The 17,093-nt window shown below is 68.9% G+C and carries 13 protein-coding genes; 6 read left to right on the top strand and 7 right to left on the bottom strand.

What is annotated here, in order from left to right; all coding sequences use genetic code 11:
• Positions 1 to 177: 177 nt before the first annotated feature.
• Genes J2X20_RS10645 through J2X20_RS10635 form a run of 3 tightly spaced genes read left to right on the top strand, consistent with a single transcriptional unit; the run spans position 178 to position 7,480 of the window.
• The gene (locus J2X20_RS10645; protein ID WP_310264220.1) at positions 178 to 3,918 is read left to right on the top strand and encodes a glycosyl hydrolase family 8; all 3,741 of its coding nucleotides are present in this window, start codon (positions 178 to 180) and stop codon (positions 3,916 to 3,918) included.
• A gap of 14 nt (positions 3,919 to 3,932) precedes the next feature.
• Positions 3,933 to 6,554 carry a glycoside hydrolase family 3 C-terminal domain-containing protein gene (locus J2X20_RS10640; RefSeq protein ID WP_310264219.1) on the top strand — a complete coding sequence of 874 codons (2,622 nt, stop codon included), beginning with the start codon at positions 3,933 to 3,935 and terminating at the stop codon, positions 6,552 to 6,554.
• Between the two features lie 5 nt (positions 6,555 to 6,559).
• Positions 6,560 to 7,480 (top strand): alpha/beta hydrolase, encoded by a 921-nt coding sequence (locus J2X20_RS10635; RefSeq protein ID WP_310264218.1) that lies wholly within the window; start codon positions 6,560 to 6,562, stop codon positions 7,478 to 7,480.
• Between the two features lie 50 nt (positions 7,481 to 7,530).
• Here J2X20_RS10635 and J2X20_RS10630 read toward each other — a convergent pair whose 3' ends face one another.
• Together J2X20_RS10630 and J2X20_RS10625 are read right to left on the bottom strand one after the other, a co-directional pair.
• Complete coding sequence (locus J2X20_RS10630; RefSeq protein WP_310264217.1) at positions 7,531 to 8,757, bottom strand: MFS transporter; 1,227 nt, start codon at positions 8,755 to 8,757, stop codon at positions 7,531 to 7,533.
• Positions 8,758 to 8,775: 18 nt separating this feature from the next.
• Positions 8,776 to 9,150, bottom strand: coding sequence for a YciI family protein (locus J2X20_RS10625; protein ID WP_310264216.1), 375 nt, complete (start codon positions 9,148 to 9,150; stop codon positions 8,776 to 8,778).
• 176 nt (positions 9,151 to 9,326) lie between these two features.
• On the opposite strand from J2X20_RS10625, the gene J2X20_RS10620 reads away from it, so the two are divergent.
• The 3 genes from J2X20_RS10620 (at position 9,327) to J2X20_RS10610 (ending at position 12,636) form a co-directional block, all read left to right on the top strand.
• A complete protein-coding gene (locus J2X20_RS10620; protein ID WP_310264215.1) occupies positions 9,327 to 10,343 on the top strand; it encodes a LacI family DNA-binding transcriptional regulator in 1,017 nt (338 codons plus the stop codon).
• A 194-nt stretch (positions 10,344 to 10,537) separates the two neighbouring features.
• The gene (locus J2X20_RS10615) at positions 10,538 to 12,223 is read left to right on the top strand and encodes a methyl-accepting chemotaxis protein (protein ID WP_310264214.1); all 1,686 of its coding nucleotides are present in this window, start codon (positions 10,538 to 10,540) and stop codon (positions 12,221 to 12,223) included.
• Between the two features lie 92 nt (positions 12,224 to 12,315).
• Entirely contained in the window at positions 12,316 to 12,636 is a 321-nt protein-coding gene (locus J2X20_RS10610) for a plasmid stabilization protein (protein ID WP_310264213.1), read from the top strand.
• 27 nt (positions 12,637 to 12,663) lie between these two features.
• Here J2X20_RS10610 and J2X20_RS10605 read toward each other — a convergent pair whose 3' ends face one another.
• From J2X20_RS10605 to xylA, 5 genes are all read right to left on the bottom strand, one after another.
• Complete coding sequence (locus tag J2X20_RS10605; protein ID WP_310264212.1) at positions 12,664 to 13,032, bottom strand: response regulator; 369 nt, start codon at positions 13,030 to 13,032, stop codon at positions 12,664 to 12,666.
• 106 nt (positions 13,033 to 13,138) lie between these two features.
• On the bottom strand, positions 13,139 to 13,261 hold the full coding sequence (locus J2X20_RS10600; RefSeq protein ID WP_310264211.1) for a hypothetical protein: 123 nt from the start codon (positions 13,259 to 13,261) through the stop codon (positions 13,139 to 13,141).
• On the bottom strand, positions 13,258 to 14,208 hold the full coding sequence (gene tal, locus J2X20_RS10595) for a transaldolase (protein WP_310264210.1): 951 nt from the start codon (positions 14,206 to 14,208) through the stop codon (positions 13,258 to 13,260). The genes J2X20_RS10600 and tal overlap by 4 nt, the downstream gene beginning before the upstream one ends.
• 50 nt (positions 14,209 to 14,258) lie before the next feature.
• A complete protein-coding gene (xylB, locus tag J2X20_RS10590; RefSeq protein WP_310264208.1) occupies positions 14,259 to 15,722 on the bottom strand; it encodes a xylulokinase in 1,464 nt (487 codons plus the stop codon).
• A gap of 3 nt (positions 15,723 to 15,725) precedes the next feature.
• Entirely contained in the window at positions 15,726 to 17,042 is a 1,317-nt protein-coding gene (gene xylA, locus J2X20_RS10585; protein ID WP_310264207.1) for a xylose isomerase, read from the bottom strand.
• Positions 17,043 to 17,093: the final 51 nt, after the last annotated feature.

The raw sequence follows: 17,093 nt of genomic DNA, 5'->3' as shown, positions 1-17,093 counted from the left end.
CGATTGCGGCGCGCTTTGCCTGAACCCGGCCTGACGGCAAGTCCATGGCAAAAGTGGCGTCAATCCAAGGGAAAATCCCGATCGGGCCCGAGGCTCATTGACGAGCCACAAAACTGATTGCGTAAACATCAATGGCAAAGAGCACCCGCCGAGAGGTGCCGGGCCTGGAGACAAACGGTGATTCGTCGTGTTCTGAAATCCCTGGCCGGGTTGCTGGCCGTGGCCGGCCTGTGTGTGCCGGCACTGGCCTGCGACGCGCCGGCGTCGGTCTGCTCACGCGACCCAGGCCGCGCGCTGGCGCTCGTGGTGTCGGGCCAGCCGGCGGCTGTCGTCGTCGATGCGGCTGCCGATCCCGCGCTCAAGCACGCCGGCCGCAATTTCGCGGCCGATCTGGAGCGCGTGTCGGGCCAGCCGGCGAAGTTGCTGAACGGCGCCGGCGCGGCGCGCGGCGACGTCGTCGTCATCGGCGTGCTGGGCCACAGCGTCATGCTGGACGACCTGGTGAAGCGGCACAAGCTCAGCGTCGACGGGCTGCGGGGGCGCTGGGAGGCTTTCCGCCAGGTCGTCGTCGACCAACCCTGGCCCGGCGTCGCCCGCGCCCTCGTCATCGTCGGCGCGGATCGCCGCGGTGCCGTCTTCGGCACCTATGACGTCTCGGCCCGCATCGGCGTCAGCCCCTGGGCCTGGTGGGCGGATGTGCCGGTGGAAAAGAAGGCGAATGTCTTCATCACCGCCGGCAGCCGCGACGACCAGCCCCAGGTCAAGTACCGCGGCATCTTCATCAACGACGAGGCGCCGGCACTCAGCACCTGGGCCCAGGCCAGGTTCGGCGGCACGAATGCGGCCTTCTACGAGCATGTCTTCGAGCTGATCCTGAGGCTGCGCGGCAACTATCTATGGCCGGCGATGTGGCAGCCGCGGGCCTTTGGTGCGGACGATCCGAAGAACATGGCGCTGGCCGACGAGATGGGTGTCGTCATGGGCACCTCCCACCATGAGCCCATGATGCGGGCCCACGACGAATGGGCGCGTTTCAAGGGCGGGCGCTGGGACTATGCGAAGAACGGCGAGAAGCTGCGCGAGTTCTGGCGCGGTGGCGTGCAGCGCATGATGGGCCGGCCGGACGGCGGCGCCTTCGACAGCCTGGTCACCGTCGGCATGCGCGGCGACGGCGACGAGGCCATGAGCGAAGGCACGGCCACAGGCCTGCTCGAAGGCATCGTCAAGGACCAGCGCCAGATCCTGGCCGACGTGACCCGCAAGCCGGCCGATCAGACGCCGCAGATGTGGGCCCTCTACAAGGAGGTGCAGGACTATTACGACAAAGGCATGCAGGTGCCCGACGACGTGCTGCTGCTGTTCTGCGACGACAACTGGGGCCAGATCCGCCGCCTGCCGGCAACAGACGCCAGACGCAAGGGCGGCTACGGCGTCTACTACCACTTCGACTACGTCGGCGGGCCGCGCAACTACAAGTGGCTCAACACCAACCAGATCGAGAAGACCTGGCAGCAGATGAACCTCGCCCACGAGCGCGGGGCCGACGCGCTGTGGATCGTCAACGTCGGCGACATCAAGCCGATGGAGTTTCCGATCAGCTTCTTCCTGGACATGGCCTGGTCGCCCAAGGCCATGACGCCGGCGGCGCTGGCGGCCTACCCGAAAGACTGGGCGGCACGCACCTTCGGCCCGGCCCAGGCAGCGGAGATCGGCGAGCTGGTCACGCGCTACAGCCAGTACGCGGCGCGGCGCAAGCCTGAGCTGATCGACCCAACGACGTTCGCTCTCGGTGACGCCTCGGCTGATGCGCTGGAGGGTGGCGACTTCGGACGTCGCGTCGCCGAATGGGCCGCGCTGGAGGCGCGTGTGGCCAAGGTCAAGGCCGGGCTGCGCGCCGACCAGCTCGATGCCTATTTCCAGCTCGTTGAGCACCCGGTGCTGGCCCTGGCCAACCTCTACCGCCTGCATTACGCCGCGGCCTGGAACCGCAAGCTGGCCGCCGCCGGCGATGCGCGCGCCAATGTCTTTGCCGATCGCGCCGAGGCCGCCTTCCGGCGCGACCAGGCGATTGCCGACCAGTACCACGCCCTGGCCGGCGGCAAATGGGCCGGCATGATGCTGCAGACCCATATCGGCTACACGAGCTGGCAGCAGCCGGACAAGAACATCATGCCGGCGGTCACGCGCGTGGCGGGCAGCGCGGATGCGGCCGAGGTGGACCGCCACTTGGCGCGGGGCGTGCCGGTGGCGTCTGCCGCAATCACCCTCGAAGCGCCGCGCTTCAGCCGCGCCATCAACGGTCAGGGGCTGACGTGGACCGCCATTTCCAACCTCGGCCAGGGCCTGGGCGCCGTGACGGCGCTGCCGCAAGGACGCGCGGCCACGACGCTGGCCGATGGGGTTCGATTGGAGTACGACGTCGACACCGTGCACAGCGGCGACATGCTCTTGAGCCTGCACATGGTGCCGACGCTGGACACGCGCAATGCCGGCGGCATCCGCCTGGCCGTCGGCATCGACGAGCAGCCGGCGCAGGAGCTCAAGCTGAACCTGCAGCCCACCGCAGGTCCCGAGTTGAGCCGCGGCGAGAAGGACTGGGCCCAGGCCGTCAAGGACAACGGTTTCGTATTGAAGGCCTCGTTCAAGGACATCAAGCCCGGCAAGCACGTCATCAAGGTCTGGCGCCTGGACGACAACGCGGTGCTGCAGAAGCTGGTGCTGGCGCCACTGCAGAGCGTCAACGTCGCGCCGCGCGGCGCGGCGGTCACGGGCAACTACCGCAACCTGCTGCGCGAGATCCGCCCCGACATCAGCGAGGCCGCCATCGATGCCAAGCTGGCCGGCTATTGGAAGTCGCTGTTCGAGGGCGGCGCGGAGCAGCGCGTCGTTTACCCGGCGGCCACCACGCCTGATGGCCCGGCCGCCTATGTGCTGGACGTCAACAACGCCGACGTGCGCAGCGAGGGCATGTCCTACGGGATGATGATTGCCGTGCAGATGGGCCGCAAGCCCGAGTTCGACGCGCTGTGGAACTGGGCCGCGACGCATATGCGCTACCGCACGGGCCCGCGCGCCGGCTACTTCCGCTGGCAGTGCCAGCCCAAGGGCTGCGACAAGGACGCCGTGCCCGCCTCCGACGGCGAGGCCTACTTTGCCACCGCCCTGCTGATGGCCGCTTCTCGGTGGGGCAATGGCCAGGGCCTCTACGACTACAACGCCCAGGCCCAGGCACTGCTCAGCACCATGCTGCACAAGGAGGCCATGAACGGCGGCATCGTGGCCGGTGTGCGGTCCATGTTCTCGCCCGAGCGCGGCCAGGTCGTCTTCGTGCCGATTGGCGAGGCGGCCGACTTCAGCGATCCGTCCTATCACCTGCCGGCCTTCTACGAGATCTGGGCACAGCGCGCCGCCAAGCCCGAGGACCGCAAGCGCTGGGCCGAGATCGCCGACATCAGCCGGGCCTATTTCTCGGTGGCCGCGCATCCGAAGACAGGCCTCACGCCCGACTACGCCGAGTTCGACGGCCGCGCCCACAAGCATGAAGGCCACGAGGACTTCCGCTACGACGCCTTCCGCACCGCGGTGAACTGGAGCGTCGATCAAGTTTGGTGGGACAAGAACCCGCAAGCCGCCGGCCTGAGCCGCAAGCTGCTGACCTTCTTCGCGTCACAGGGCCCGAACGGCAAGCCCTATCCCCATCTGTACACGCTGGACGGCAAGCCGCTGGACCCCGAAGCGTCCACGGGCCTGATGGCCAGCAATGCCGTCGCGGCCCTGCTCGTCGACAAGCCGCTGGCCGAGCGCTTCGTCAACGACCTGTGGGCGCTGCAGCCGCCCGCCGGGCGGTGGCGCTACTACGACGGGTTGCTGCAGTTCATGGCCCTGCTGCATGTGACGGGCCGTTTCCGGGTCTGGTGAGAAGGGATACACAAATGAAGATCTTGTTGACGGTCGGCCTCGCCGGCTGCCTGTCCTTGGCCGGCCCGGCCGTCGCGGCGCCGCCCGCCGATGCCGAAGCCCAGGCTCGGCGCATCGTGTCGCAGCTGACCCTCGACGAGAAGACGGAGCAGCTGCTCAACGGCGCGCCCGCCATCCCGCGCCTGAACATCCCGGCCTACAACTGGTGGACGGAGTCGCTGCACGGCGCCTTCGGCCCCGGCGCGACGACCAACTTCCCCCAGCCCGTCGGACTGGCCGCCAGCTTCAACGACCACCTGATGCAGGACGTCGCGGCCAGCATCAGCACCGAGGTGCGCGCCGTCTACGCCCTGGGTCGCGGCAAGGACAACCCGAACCGCATCGGCGGCTCGCTGGACACCTGGTCGCCCAATATCAACATCTTCCGCGACCCGCGCTGGGGCCGGGGCCAGGAGACCTATGGCGAAGATCCCTTCCTGACCGGCACGCTGGCCAAGGCCTTCGTGCGCGGCATGCAGGGGCCAGACGCTGAGCGGCCCCAGGTGATTGCCAGCCCCAAGCACTTCGCGGTGCACAGCGGTCCGGAATCGACGCGTCACTCGGTGGACGTGTGGGTCTCGGCCCAGGACCTGGAGGACACCTATCTGCCGGCCTTTCGCGCCGCCATCGTCGACGCCCAGGCCGGCTCCCTCATGTGCGCCTACAACCGCGTCAACGGCGAGCCCGCCTGCGCCAGCCAGAGCCTGCTGGTGAAGACCTTGAGGCAGGACTGGAAGTTCAGCGGCTATGTGGTGTCGGACTGCGACGCGGTCATCGACATCAGCGCCCACCACAAATACGCCGTCGACGCCGCCGCCGGTGCCGCCGCGGCGCTGAAGGCCGGCATGGACAACGAGTGCAATGTCGCAACGCTGTCCCACACGCCGGGCCTGGGCGAGCGCTACAAGCAGGCGCTGCAGCGCGGCTATCTGCGCGAGGCCGACATCGACAACGCGCTGGTGCGCCTGTTCTCGGCGCGGCTGCGCAACGGCGACCTGCCGGGCTTGGGCGAGCGCAGCTTCCCGGCGGCCGAGACCATCAATTCGGCGGAGCACCGCGCGCTGGCGCTGCGCGCCGCCGTCGAGAGCCTGGTGCTGCTGAAGAACGACGGCGTGCTGCCGCTGCCGGCCACGGCCCGCATCGCCGTCGTCGGCCCGCTGGCCGATGCGCGTCGCGTCATGCGCGGCAACTATTCCTCGGGCCAGACCGGGCCGACGCAGACGGTCTTCGAGGCCTTGAGCCGGCAGTTCGCGGCGGCCCAGGTCAAGCTGGTGCCCTTCGGCCCGTCCATCACCGACGGCGACCCGGTGCCGGCCAGTGCCTTCGTTGCACCCGACGGCAGCACGGGGCTGCACGCCAGCTACTTCAACCTGGAGGCCGGCTCACCGACGGCCGCGGGCAAGCGCCGCTTCCAGGCCAAGGCCTTTGCCAGCCACGGTGTGGCGCAGCTCGAGTCGCGCGCACGGGACTTTTCCGAGGCGGGCGCAGTGACACGTGTCGTCTGGACGGGCTTCCTGGTCGCGCCCGAAAGCGGCAGCTACCGGATCGGCGTGGCGGGCATCAAGGGCCAGGTGCGCGTCGGCGGGCGCGAGTTGATCCTCGCCAAGCGAGCAACCCAATGGGCCGAGCCGGTGGCGCTGACGCAGGTCGAGCTGAAGCAGGGCGAGCGCGTCGCACTGCACTTCGAAGCCGAATCGGGCGGCGGCGCGCCGCCGGGCATGGTCTGGAAGCGTGTGTCGCGCCAGCCGCTGGCGGAGCTGCGCGCGGGCGCAGCGAAGGCCGACGTGGTAGTGGCGGTCGTGGGCCTGACCTCCGACCTCGAGGGCGAAGAGATGCCCGTCAAGATCGACGGCTTCCAGGGCGGCGATCGCACCAAGCTCGACCTGCCCGCCGACCAGCGCGCCTATCTGCAGGCCGCCGCCCGGCTCGGCAAGCCGCTGGTGGTCGTGAACCTCAGCGGCAGCGCCATCGACCTGTCCTGGGCCAAGGTGAATGCGGCGGCCATCCTGCAGGCCTGGTATCCCGGCGAAGGCGGCGGCCGGGCCATCGCCCAGGTGCTGGGCGGTGCGGCCAACCCGGCCGGGCGCCTGCCGGTCAGCTTCTACCGCAGCGCGGCCGACCTGCCGCCCTTCGACGACTACCGCATGGCCGGCCGCACCTACCGCTTCTTCGGCGGCGAGGTGGTCTACCCCTTCGGCCATGGTTTGAGCTACTCGAGCTTCCGCTACGAGCCGCCCAAGGTCGAGGTGCAGGAAGACGGCCTGCAGACGCGCCTGCTGGTGCGCACGGCCGTCACCAACACCAGCGCGTGCGACGGCGACGAGGTCGTCCAGCTCTATCTGCTGCCGCCGCGTTTCGAAGGCGGCCCGCGCCTGGCCCTGCGCGGCTTCCAGCGCCTGCATTTGAAGGCCGGCGAGCGGCGCGAGCTCAGCTACAGCCTGGATGCGCGCGACCTCAGCTTCGTGGACCGCGACGGGGTCCGCCAGCTCATGCCCGGCAGCTACCGCCTCAGCGTCGGTGGTGGCCAGCCTGACACCGGTGCGCCGGTCGTGAGCGCCGAGTTTTCCCTGAAACAACGAACCCTGCTGCCGAGATGAAACCCATGACATCCCTTCGCACCACGCTGATCTCCCTGGCCCTGCTGCTCGCCGGCGCCACGGGCGCCCAGGCCCAGGACGGCCGCATCTATCCGCTGCAGGCGCCGCCCGAGCCCCACGCCATCCCGCTCGGCACCGGCGGCGTCGACAAGCAGCCGGCCGCCGAGGGCTGGTTCCGCCAATGGGGCGAGCCCATGGTGCGCAATGTCAGCACCGCCACGCTCACGCCCTTCCTGCCCGCGCCGGGCAAGGCCAATGGCGCCGCCGTCCTCGTCGCGCCGGGCGGCGGCTTTCGCTGGTTGTCCATCCACAACGAGGGCTGGAAGGTCGCCCAGGCTCTGGCCGACCGCGGCGTCGCGGCCTTCGTCCTGAAGTACCGGCTGATCCCGACGCCGGACTCGCTGGAAGGCCTGCAGAACTCGATGAACCGCCTGTTCTCGGCCGCCGGCGAGGGCGGCAAGCCGCCGCCGCTGAACCCCGACCTGTCCAACCAGCTTGCCGATGCCGAGGCTGCCTATGCCCTCATCCTGTCGCGCGCCAAGGCCTGGGGCGTCGACCCCAAACGGCTGGGCATGATGGGTTTCTCAGCGGGAGCGGGCTTGACGCTGCACAGCACCCTGAACTCCAAGTCCATGAAGCTGGCCTTCATCGCGCCGATCTACGGCGGCATGGGCCCGGTCGACGTGCCCAAGGACGCGCCGCCGATGTTCAGCGCCATCGCCAGCGACGACTTCCTGTTCCGCGGCCAGTTCGGCGTCGTCAAGTCCTGGTTCGACGCCGGGCGGCCGGTGGAGTTCCACCTCTACCAGAACGGCGGCCATGGCTTTGGCCTGGGCTATCCGGGCAACACCGCCAATGGCTGGTTTCCCGTCTTCATGCACTGGCTGGATGTGAACGGCCTGCTCGCCGCCAAGGCCACGCCGTAGCACAGACGCGCGGCTGGCCGCCGCGGCTCTCAGCGCCAGCCCCATCGCGCTCATGCCGGCACAGCGGCCAGCAGCCGCTTCGGCAAACGCGTGAACGCCAGGGCGCACAGGAAAGAGCCCATGCCCATCGCAAACGCGCCGATGAAAAGCCAGCTGTAGGTCGAGAACGAGTCGTAGATCAGCCCGCCCAGCACCGGCCCCAGCGCCATGCCGATGCTGCTGGCCATGGCGGTGCCGCCGATCACCGTGCCCATCATGCGCAGCGGGAAGTTCTCGCGGGCGATGACGGCGAACAGCGGCATCACGCCGGCATAGGTGAAGCCGAACAGCGCGGCCACGGTGTAGAAGCTCTTCAGCTCGCGGGCATAGATATAGCCGAGCACGACGATGGCCTGGGCCAGCAGGGCCAGCACCAGGGTGCGCGCCGCGCCGAAGCGGTCGCCCAGCAGGCCGAACACGATGCGGCCGCCCATGCCGGCCAGGCCTTCCAGGCTGTAGATGGAGACGGCGGCCATCAGCGGGATGCCGCAGGTGACGGCATAGCTGACAGTGTGGAAGATGGGTCCCGAGTGCGTGGCGCAGGTCAGAAAGCTCGTCAACACCAGGATCAGGAAGGGCGCCGAGCGCACCACCTGGCCGACGGAGGGGCCGGCCTGCTGCGACGCGTCGGGCGTCGCTGCGGCTTGTACCAGCGCCGGCGGGCGATGGATCAGCATCGCGGCGGGCAGCATGAGGCCCGCCACCACGGCCGCAACGATCTGCAGCGTGCTGCGCCAGTCGTGGCCCTGCACCAGCCAGGCGACCAGGGGCGACATCGTCATCGGCGCCATGCCCATGCCGGCCGACACCAGCGACACGGCCAGGCTGCGGTGGGTGTCGAACCAGCCGGTCACGCAGGCCATCAGCGGCGCAAAGATGGCCGCTGCGCTGACGCCGACGACGGCGCCGAAGCAGACCTGGAAGGCCAGCAGCGAGGTGGCGAGGCTGGACAGCGTCAGGCCGGCGATGAGCAGCAGCGTGCCGGCCACGACGACGAGTCGTGGCCCAACGCGGTCGGACAGCGTGCCCCAGAACATGCTGCCCACCGCCATGGCCACGAAAGCGACCGTCATCGCGGTGGAGATGCCGGTGGTCGACCAGCCGGTGTCCAGGGCAATGGGGCGCAGCAACACCGGCAGGGAGAAGAGGGCGCCGATGGCCACGCAGCCGAGCAGGCCGCCGGCGGCGACGATGATCCAGCGGTAGTGCTGGCGCAGGGTTTGGGTCCGGGAAGACATAGCCTGTCCTTTCGGCGTTCAGGAATTGGCGGAGGCCTCGCAGCCGAACTCGTCGATCTGGCGCACTTCGCATTCGAGGTCCCAGTCGCTGCCGTGCAGCTTCAGGAAGCGATGCGTCAGCGCCAGCGCGGCTTCGCGCGACGGGGCCTCGAAGAGGGCATAGCCGGCGATGACCTCCTTGGTCTCGGCGAAGGGGCCGTCCACCACCGACAGCAGGCCGCCGCGGTGCAGGCGTACGCGCACGCCCTCCGACGTGGGCCGCAGCCCTGCGGTGCTGATCAGCTGGCCGCTGCGGGTCAGCTCGTTGATCAGATGGCCCATTTCGGTCATCAGCTGCTCGCTGGGCGCCTGGCCTGTGGTTTCGTCGGCGCGGATCATCGAAAGGAATCGCATGCTCGGTCTCCATCCAAGTTCGAATCGCGGCGGACGGATTCCGCCGGCTCTCTGATGACGAACGAGGTCGCGCCAAATCGACAAGCCAGTTCGAATTCAGCCGCCGGCTTGCCGAACTGCCCAACTTGATGCACGATTGCAAACACGTTGACAACGCTGTCATTTCGCCCGGTTTCATGAAAAGCCATTCCGCCTCCTCTCATGCCGCCACCCTGCGCATGGTGGCTGACGCCTCGGGCGTCTCGACGACGACCGCCTCGCGAGTCATCAACAACGCACCCCATGTGCGCCCCGAGAAGCGCGAGGCCGTGCTCGCTGCGATAGCGCGCCTGGGCTTCGTGCCCAACACCATCGCGCGGGCCCTGGCCGACGGGCGCTCGCGCACCATCGGCATCGTCGTCCAGCATTTCGAGAGCCCCTGCTATGCCTGGACGCTGCGCGGCGTCGAGGAGGCGCTGTCCAAGGCGGGCTATGGCCTCGTCGTCGCCAGCGGGCATTGGGACCGGCGCGAGGAGGAGCGCTGCGTGCAGTCGCTGAAGGCGCGGCGCGTGGACGGCATCATCGTGCTGACCGGCACGCTGGACGACGGCTTCCTGACCGAGCTGGCCCAGGAGCTGCCCGTCGTGGCCACCGGCCGCGAGCTGAAGGCGCCGGGCCTGCACTGCCTGCATTCCAACGATTTCGAGGGCGCCCGCGCCGCGACACGGCATCTGATCCAGCGCGGCCATCGCCGCATCGCCCACGTCACCGGTGACCCCAGCCACCCGGATGCTCTCGAGCGCGAGCAGGGCTATCGGGCGGCGCTGGAGGAGGCAGGCATCCCGCTGGACCGCGCCCTGGTGGTGCGCGGCAACTACCAGGAGGCCAGCGGCGAGCGCGGCGCGGAAGACCTGCTGCGCCGCGGCATCGAGTTCTCTGCGCTGTTTGCCGCCAACGACCAGATGGCCGCCGGCGCTGCCCAGGCGTTTTGCCGCCACGGCCTGCGCATTCCCGAGGACGTGTCCGTCGTCGGCTTCGACGATGTGCTGGCCTCGGCCCATGCCTGCCCGCCGCGCACCACGGTCAACCTGTCGCCGGCCGAGCTGGGCCGCCGCGCGGCTGCGGCCATGCTGGACCTGCTGGCGCACAGGCGGCCGCGGGCCGTGGCGCCCGAGCCCGAACTGGTGGTGAGGCATTCAACGCGCTTCGTCTGAGGGCCCGTCGCCGCTAACGGTGCGTCGACTGCCACGCCGGACTCTCTCCCGGGGCATGCCAATCCCATGGCTGGTTTCCCTCGCCCTTGCGCGCGCTTGACGCAGATCAGTCCAACAGCTTGGCGCGCCGCACCCACCCTTTGACAGCGCGGTCAAGCCCTGCCTAGAGTTCGTCCACCTACAGGGAGAAGAAGATGGACTGGTTGAAACAGGTCAGGATCGGCCCGCGCCTGGGCCTCGCGTTTGGCGTCGTGTTGTGCCTGCTGGCCGCCGTGGCCCTGATCGGGCGGGCCAGCCTGGCCCAGGTGGCCGAGGGCCTGGAGACGGTCTACCAGGACCGCACCGTGCCGCTGGCCCAACTCGGCGACATCAGCCGCCTGACCATCCGCAACCGCTTCCTGCTGGCCGACATGATGCTGAAGGCCGAGCCTGCGGTCATCGAAAAGCACACCCAGGAGATGGCCGGCAACATCAAGGCCATCGACGAGCTGCTGAAGCAGTACCTGGCCACCAAGCTGACGCCGGAGGAAAAGCAGCTGGCCGACCGTTTTGTCGCCGCGCGCACCAGCTATGCCCAGCAGGGCCTGGCGCCGGCGCGGGCGGCGCTGCTCAAGGGGGATGTCGAGGCCGCGCGCGCCCTCTACGACGGCAAGGTTGCCGAGATGGCGCCGCAGGTGGCGGACAGCCTGGGTGAATTGCAGCGCCTGCAGGTGCGCGAGGCTCGAGAGGAGTTCGAGGCGGCCCAGGCGGTTCAGCATCGCGCCGAATGGATCACCGTGTCCGCCGCGGTCTTCGCCATCGCCATGGGTGCCCTACTGGCCTGGCTGATCACCCGCTCCATCACGCAGCCGGTGGCCGCTGCGGTACAGCTGGCCGAGGCCGTCTCCGCCGGCGACCTGCGCCAGAGCATCAGCGTGCGTGGCCGGGACGAGGTGGCCCAGTTGCTGCGCGCGCTGGCGGCGATGAACGACAGCCTCGCGCGCATCGTCAGCCAGGTGCGCCACAGCTCGGACTCGATCGCCACCGGCTCGTCCGAGATCGCTACCGGCAATGCCGACCTGTCGCAGCGCACCGAGGAGCAGGCCTCCAATCTGCAGCAGACGGCGGCCTCGATGGAAGAAATGAGCGCGACGGTCAAGCAGAACGCCGATATCGCGCGCACCGCCACCCAGCTCGCCAGCAGCGCCAGCGGTGTGGCCAGCAAGGGCGGCGAGGTGGTGGGCCGCGTCGTCAGCACCATGGACGACATCACGACCAGCTCGCGCAAGATCGTCGACATCATCGCGACCATCGATGGCATCGCCTTCCAGACCAATATCCTGGCGCTGAATGCGGCGGTGGAGGCGGCCCGCGCCGGCGAGCAGGGGCGCGGCTTCGCGGTCGTGGCCGGCGAAGTGCGCGTGCTGGCCCAGCGCTCGGCCGAGGCGGCCAAGGAGATCAAGAGCCTGATCAGCCAGAGCGTCGAGAGGGTCGACGCCGGCTCCCAGCTGGTGGCCGAGGCCGGCAGCACCATGGGCGAGATCGTCGCCCACGTGAAGCGCGTGGCCGACCTGATCGGCGAGATCGATGCGGCCAGCGGCGAACAGGCCAAGGGCATCACCCAGGTCAGCGAGGCCGTCAACCAGCTCGACCAGGTCACGCAGCAGAACGCGGCCTTGGTGGAGGAATCGGCCGCCGCCGCCGAGAGCCTCAAGCATCAGGCGGCGCGCCTCGCCGAAGTGGTGGATCAGTTCAAGCTCGGCGCCGACGTGCAGGTGCCGCCACCGCCGCCCAGGCGTGCGCCCTCGATGGCACGCCTGGCGCCACCGCGGCCCGCGCCCAGGCCGGCGCCCAAACCGGCGATGGCAGCCGACGAAGCCGGCAATTGGGAGAGCTTCTGAACGGGTCGAAGCGGATGTAAGCGGCACAGCGTCCTACAACGCCGCAAACTTCACCGTTGCATGGTAGAGCTTTCCAACTCCAGGAGACTGCCATGCCGCGCGGTGACAAGTCGTCCTATACGGACAAGCAGAAACGCCAGGCCGAACACATCGAGGAAGGTTACGAAGACCGCGGCGTGCCCAAGGACGAGGCCGAGCGCCGTGCCTGGGCGACGGTGAACAAGGAGACCGGCGGCGGCAAGAAGTCGGGTTCTGGCCGGGGCCAGCCCGAAAACCACGCACCCTCGCGCAAGGGTGGGCGCCTGGGTGGCCAGGCCGCGGCGAGTCGCACGGCAGCCCAGCGGTCGGCCTCAGCCAAGAAGGCGGCCGCCACTCGCAAACGCAATGCCGAGGCGCGGGCCAGGGCCCATTGAGGGCGGTCGGCAATATTTGCCGTCAACTCAGCCGCGTGGCGGGAAGAAACGCCGCAGCCTTTCTATCGACAAGGGCTTGCTCAGGACATGGTCAATGCCTGCCTGCATGGCTTCGTCGTGGGCCTGGGCGCCGCATCGGCCGGTCACGGCAATGAGGACGAGGTCAGGCCCATAGCGGGCGCGCAAGCGTCTGGACAGTTCCACGCCATCGAGGTCGGGCAGGCCGAGGTCGACCAGGGCGCAGACCGGTTGGTACTCAGCCACGGCGGTGATGGCAGCTTCCGCCGTGGTGGCGAAACGCACGCTGTAGCCGTCACCCTTGAGCAACGCGCTCAAGGTTTCGCAGGCATCCAGATCGTCATCGACCAGAACGACGCGGATGTCCTCCTTCGGCATGGTTGTCTCCTCTCGATGCGTCGGCGGGGCGCATCTTTTGTAACGCCCTGATAGGCGGATTAAGCAAGTGTGATGCCACGGGAAGAAGGTGGGGGGGCGAGTCACTTCAGACAGCCCAGGCGGTGTCCACGATGGCCTGGGCCGTCAGGCCGAGGGGGGCAGCCAGCGCGCCCGCCGGCGTTGATTCATCGAAGCTGTCGATGCGCGAAGGCGCTGCCGGTGCTCTCATGCGCTGTGGCACAGGATGAGTTGTTCGAGGGTCTCGGTGTCGGCGATGAACTGGGCGATGCCTTCGGCGAGCTTGTCGCGGGCCATGGCATCGGCGGCGAGTGCGGCGTGGAACTCGGCCTCGGTCAATGCGGGTGGCGGCACCTCGATGCGGCCTTCGTGCAATGCAAGCCGACGCTCGACCGGCGTCGTCGCCTGAGCCAGTTCAGCGAGCAATGCCGGGCTGATGGTCATCAAGTCGCAACCGGCCAGCGCAATGATCTGGCCGGTGTTGCGAAAGCTCGCCGCCATGACCTCGGTGCGGATGCCGTGGCGCTTGTAGTGGCGATAGATCTCCCCCACCGAACGCACGCCGGGGTCATTGGGGCCGGCCATGGCCGCTTCGTTCCAGCTGTGGCCCGCCGTCTTCTTGAACCAGTCGTAGATGCGGCCGACGAAGGGCGAGATCAGCTGCACGCTGGCGTCGGCGCAGGCGCGGGCCTGGGCCAGGCAGAACAGCAGCGTCAGATTGGTATGGATGCCCTGCTGCTCCAGCTGGCGCGCGGCCTGGATACCTTCCCATGTCGAGGCCAGCTTGATCAGCACACGGGCGCGCGGCACGCCGGCGGCGGCGTAGAGGGCGATCAGGCGCTGGGCCGTGGCAATGGAGGCCGCGGTGTCGTGCGACAGGCGCGGATCGATCTCGGTCGACACGCGGCCGGGCACGAGCTTGAGGATCTCGATACCAAAGGCCACCAGCAGATGCTCGGCCACGGTCGCTGCCGAAGCGCCGGGGTGGGCGGCGACGGCCTGCTCCAGCAGCGGCCGGTAGCGCGGCGACTGCACGGCCTTCAGCACCAGGGACGGGTTGGTCGTCGCGTCCTGCGGCGCGAATTGCGCGAGCTGATCGAAGTCGCCGGTGTCGGCGACCACGGTGCTGTGTTGGCGGAGCTGGGCTAGGCTGTTCATGGGCGTGACGGGGCCTGCCGCGCGAACGGCATGGCCTGGCGTGGTGGGGGTCAGGAGAACTCGGCGCGCAGCGCGCTGTACAGACGCTTGAAGCGCTCGAAGCGCGGCTGCAGGCTTGCAGCCAACGCGGCATCGGGTTCGGCGACGCGGGCGATGTCGGGCGTGCGGCAGACCTCGTCGACGCTGCCGCCGCAGGCCAGCCAGGCCAGGCGCGCGGCGCCCAGTGCGCCACCGGCTTCGGCGCCGACGCCATTGACGAGGCGCACATTCAGCAGCGAGGCGAGCAGCCTGGCCCACCACTGGCTGCGCGCACCGCCACCGACCAGCCACAGCGATTCGGCCGTGCCGCCGCCGGCCTGCAGGGCCTGCCAGCCGTCCAGCAGGCCGAAGCCCACGCCTTCCAGCACCGCATAGCCCAGGGCCGCCGCGTCATGCTCATGCGTGAGACCGAAGAACACGCCCTGGGCGTTGGCGTTGTTGTGCGGCGTGCGTTCGCCGCTGAGATAGGGCAGGAAGATCGGGGCCTGCTGGCGCTGCGTGTCACTCAGCGCGGCGACCTTCTCGATCAGCTCGGCCTCGCCCGGCTCGCCCAGCAGCCGCGTGACCCAGCGCAGCGCACTCGCCGCACTGAGCATGACGCTCATCTGGTGCCAGGTGTCGGGCAGGGCATGGCAGAAGGCGTGGACGGCGCGGGCCGGATTCGGGCTGAAGGCCTCGTTGCAAAGGAAGATGACACCCGAGGTGCCGAGGGACAGAAAACCCTGGCCCGGCTTGACGACGCCCATGCCGACGGCGCTGGCCGCGTTGTCGCCGCCGCCACCGGCTATTGCGGTGCCGGCCTTCAGGCCCCAGCGTTCGGCGAGCTCATGCTTGAGCCCAGCGCTGGGTTCGCTGCCTTCGACGAGGCGCGGCATATGGCTCTCGTTCAGCCCCGTCAGCGCCAACGCCTCGGGCGACCAGCGGCGGCGGGCGACGTCCAGCCACAGCGTGCCGGCGGCGTCGCTCATCTCGCTGACGTGGGAGCCGCTGAGCTGCAGGCGCAGCCAGTCTTTGGGCAGCAGCACCTTGGCGACGCGGGCAAACAGCTCGGGTTCGTGCTGGCGCATCCAGGCCATCTTGGGGGCCGTGAAGCCCGGCATCGCCAGGTTGCCGGTGATGGCCGGCAGCTCGGGGCAGGCGGCCATCATCTCCGCGCATTGGGCCGCGCTGCGGCCATCGTTCCACAGGATGGCCGGCCGCAGGACGCGGTCGGCCTCGTCCAGCGTGACAGCCCCATGCATCTGCCCCGACAAGCCGATGCCGCGCACCCGCGCCAGCGCCGCGGCGTGGCCGTGGCCAAGCTTGGCCATGCCCTGGTCCAGCGCTTCCCACCAGGCGGCGGGATCCTGCTCGCTCCACAGCGGCTGAGGCCGCTGCACGGTCAGCGCGACGCCGGTGGTCGCGACGATGTGGTGCTGCTCGTCGAGCAGCAGCAGCTTCAGCTCGGAGGTGCCGAGGTCGATGCCAAGAAACATGGATCAGACGAAGTTGTTGACGATGTTTTCCAGGCGTTCTTGACGACCCGAACGAGCGATGGGCGAGATGCCTTGAGCGTGCACGACTGCGGCCAAGTCATCCAGGCTGGCGCCAGCGTGGATCTTCTTGCCGAGGTCGCCTTCCCAACCGGCATAGCGGTCGCCAACGGCCTTTTCCAGTTGACCGCTCTCATACAGCGCCGCCGCGCTGAGGAAGGCGCGGGCCATGGTGTCCATGCCGCCGATATGGCCCTCCAGCTGGTCGGTCGGGTCGATGGACTGGCGGCGCACCTTGGCGTCGAAGTTGGTGCCGCCGGTCGTGAAGCCGCCGGCGCGGATGATCTCCAGCATGGCGGGCACGAGTGCCGCGTGGTTGTTGGGGAACTGGTCGGTGTCCCAGCCCAGTTGCTCGTCGCCGCGGTTGGCGTCGATGGAGCCGAAGATGCCCAGGGCGCAGGCGGTGGCCACTTCATGCTCGAAGCTGTGGCCCGCCAGCGTCGCGTGGTTGACCTCGAGGTTGACCTTGACCTCGTTCTCCAGGCCATAGGTCTTCAGGAAGCCGTAGACCGTGGCGCTGTCGTAGTCGTACTGGTGCTTGGTCGGTTCCTGCGGCTTGGGTTCGATGAGGATGGCGCCCTTGAAGCCGATCTTGTGCTTGTGCTCGACGACGGCGCTGAGGAAGCGGCCGTACTGGGCCAACTCGCGCTTGAGGTCGGTGTTCAGCAGGGTCTCGTAGCCTTCGCGGCCGCCCCACAGTACATAGTTCTGGCCGCCCAGGCGGTTCGTCCACTCCAGCACATGCTTGACCTGCGCGGCGGCGTAGGCGAAGACCTCGGGATCCGGATTGGTGGCGGCGCCGCTCATGAAGCGCGGGTTGGAGAACAGGTTGGCCGTACCCCATAGCAGGCCGATCTTCTGATCCTGCATCTTCCTGGCGGCGACTTCGAGCAGGCCGTCGAGGATGCGGTTGGACTCGGCCAGCGTCGCGCCCTCCGGGGCCACGTCGCGGTCATGGAAGCACCAGTAGGGCAGACCCAGCTTGCCGAAGAAGTCGAAGGCGGCGTCCAGCTTCAGCTGCGCCGACTTGACGGCATCGCCCTCGGCGAACCAGTTGCGCTGGAAGGCGGTGGCGCCCAGGCCGAAGACGTCCTCGCCCTTCCAGCAGAAGTTGTGCCAGTAGCAGACAGCGGGGCGCAGATGCTCGGCCAGGGTCTTGCCCAGCACGACGCGCTTGGCGTCGTACCAGCGATAGGCCAGCGGGTTGGTGGAGGAGGGGCCTTCGTACTTGACGGTGGGGAGGTCGGAGTAGGCGGTGCTCATGGCGGGGTCCTTACAGCGGGGAATAGGGAAGGAGGGAAGGGCGAGCAGGAG

Origin of the sequence: Roseateles saccharophilus (assembly GCF_031458095.1) — a bacterium.
GTDB classification, from domain to species: domain Bacteria; phylum Pseudomonadota; class Gammaproteobacteria; order Burkholderiales; family Burkholderiaceae_C; genus Pelomonas; species Pelomonas saccharophila_A.
The sequence above is the reverse complement of the archived record's forward strand: the minus strand, read 5'-3'. Positions and strand labels throughout refer to the sequence as shown.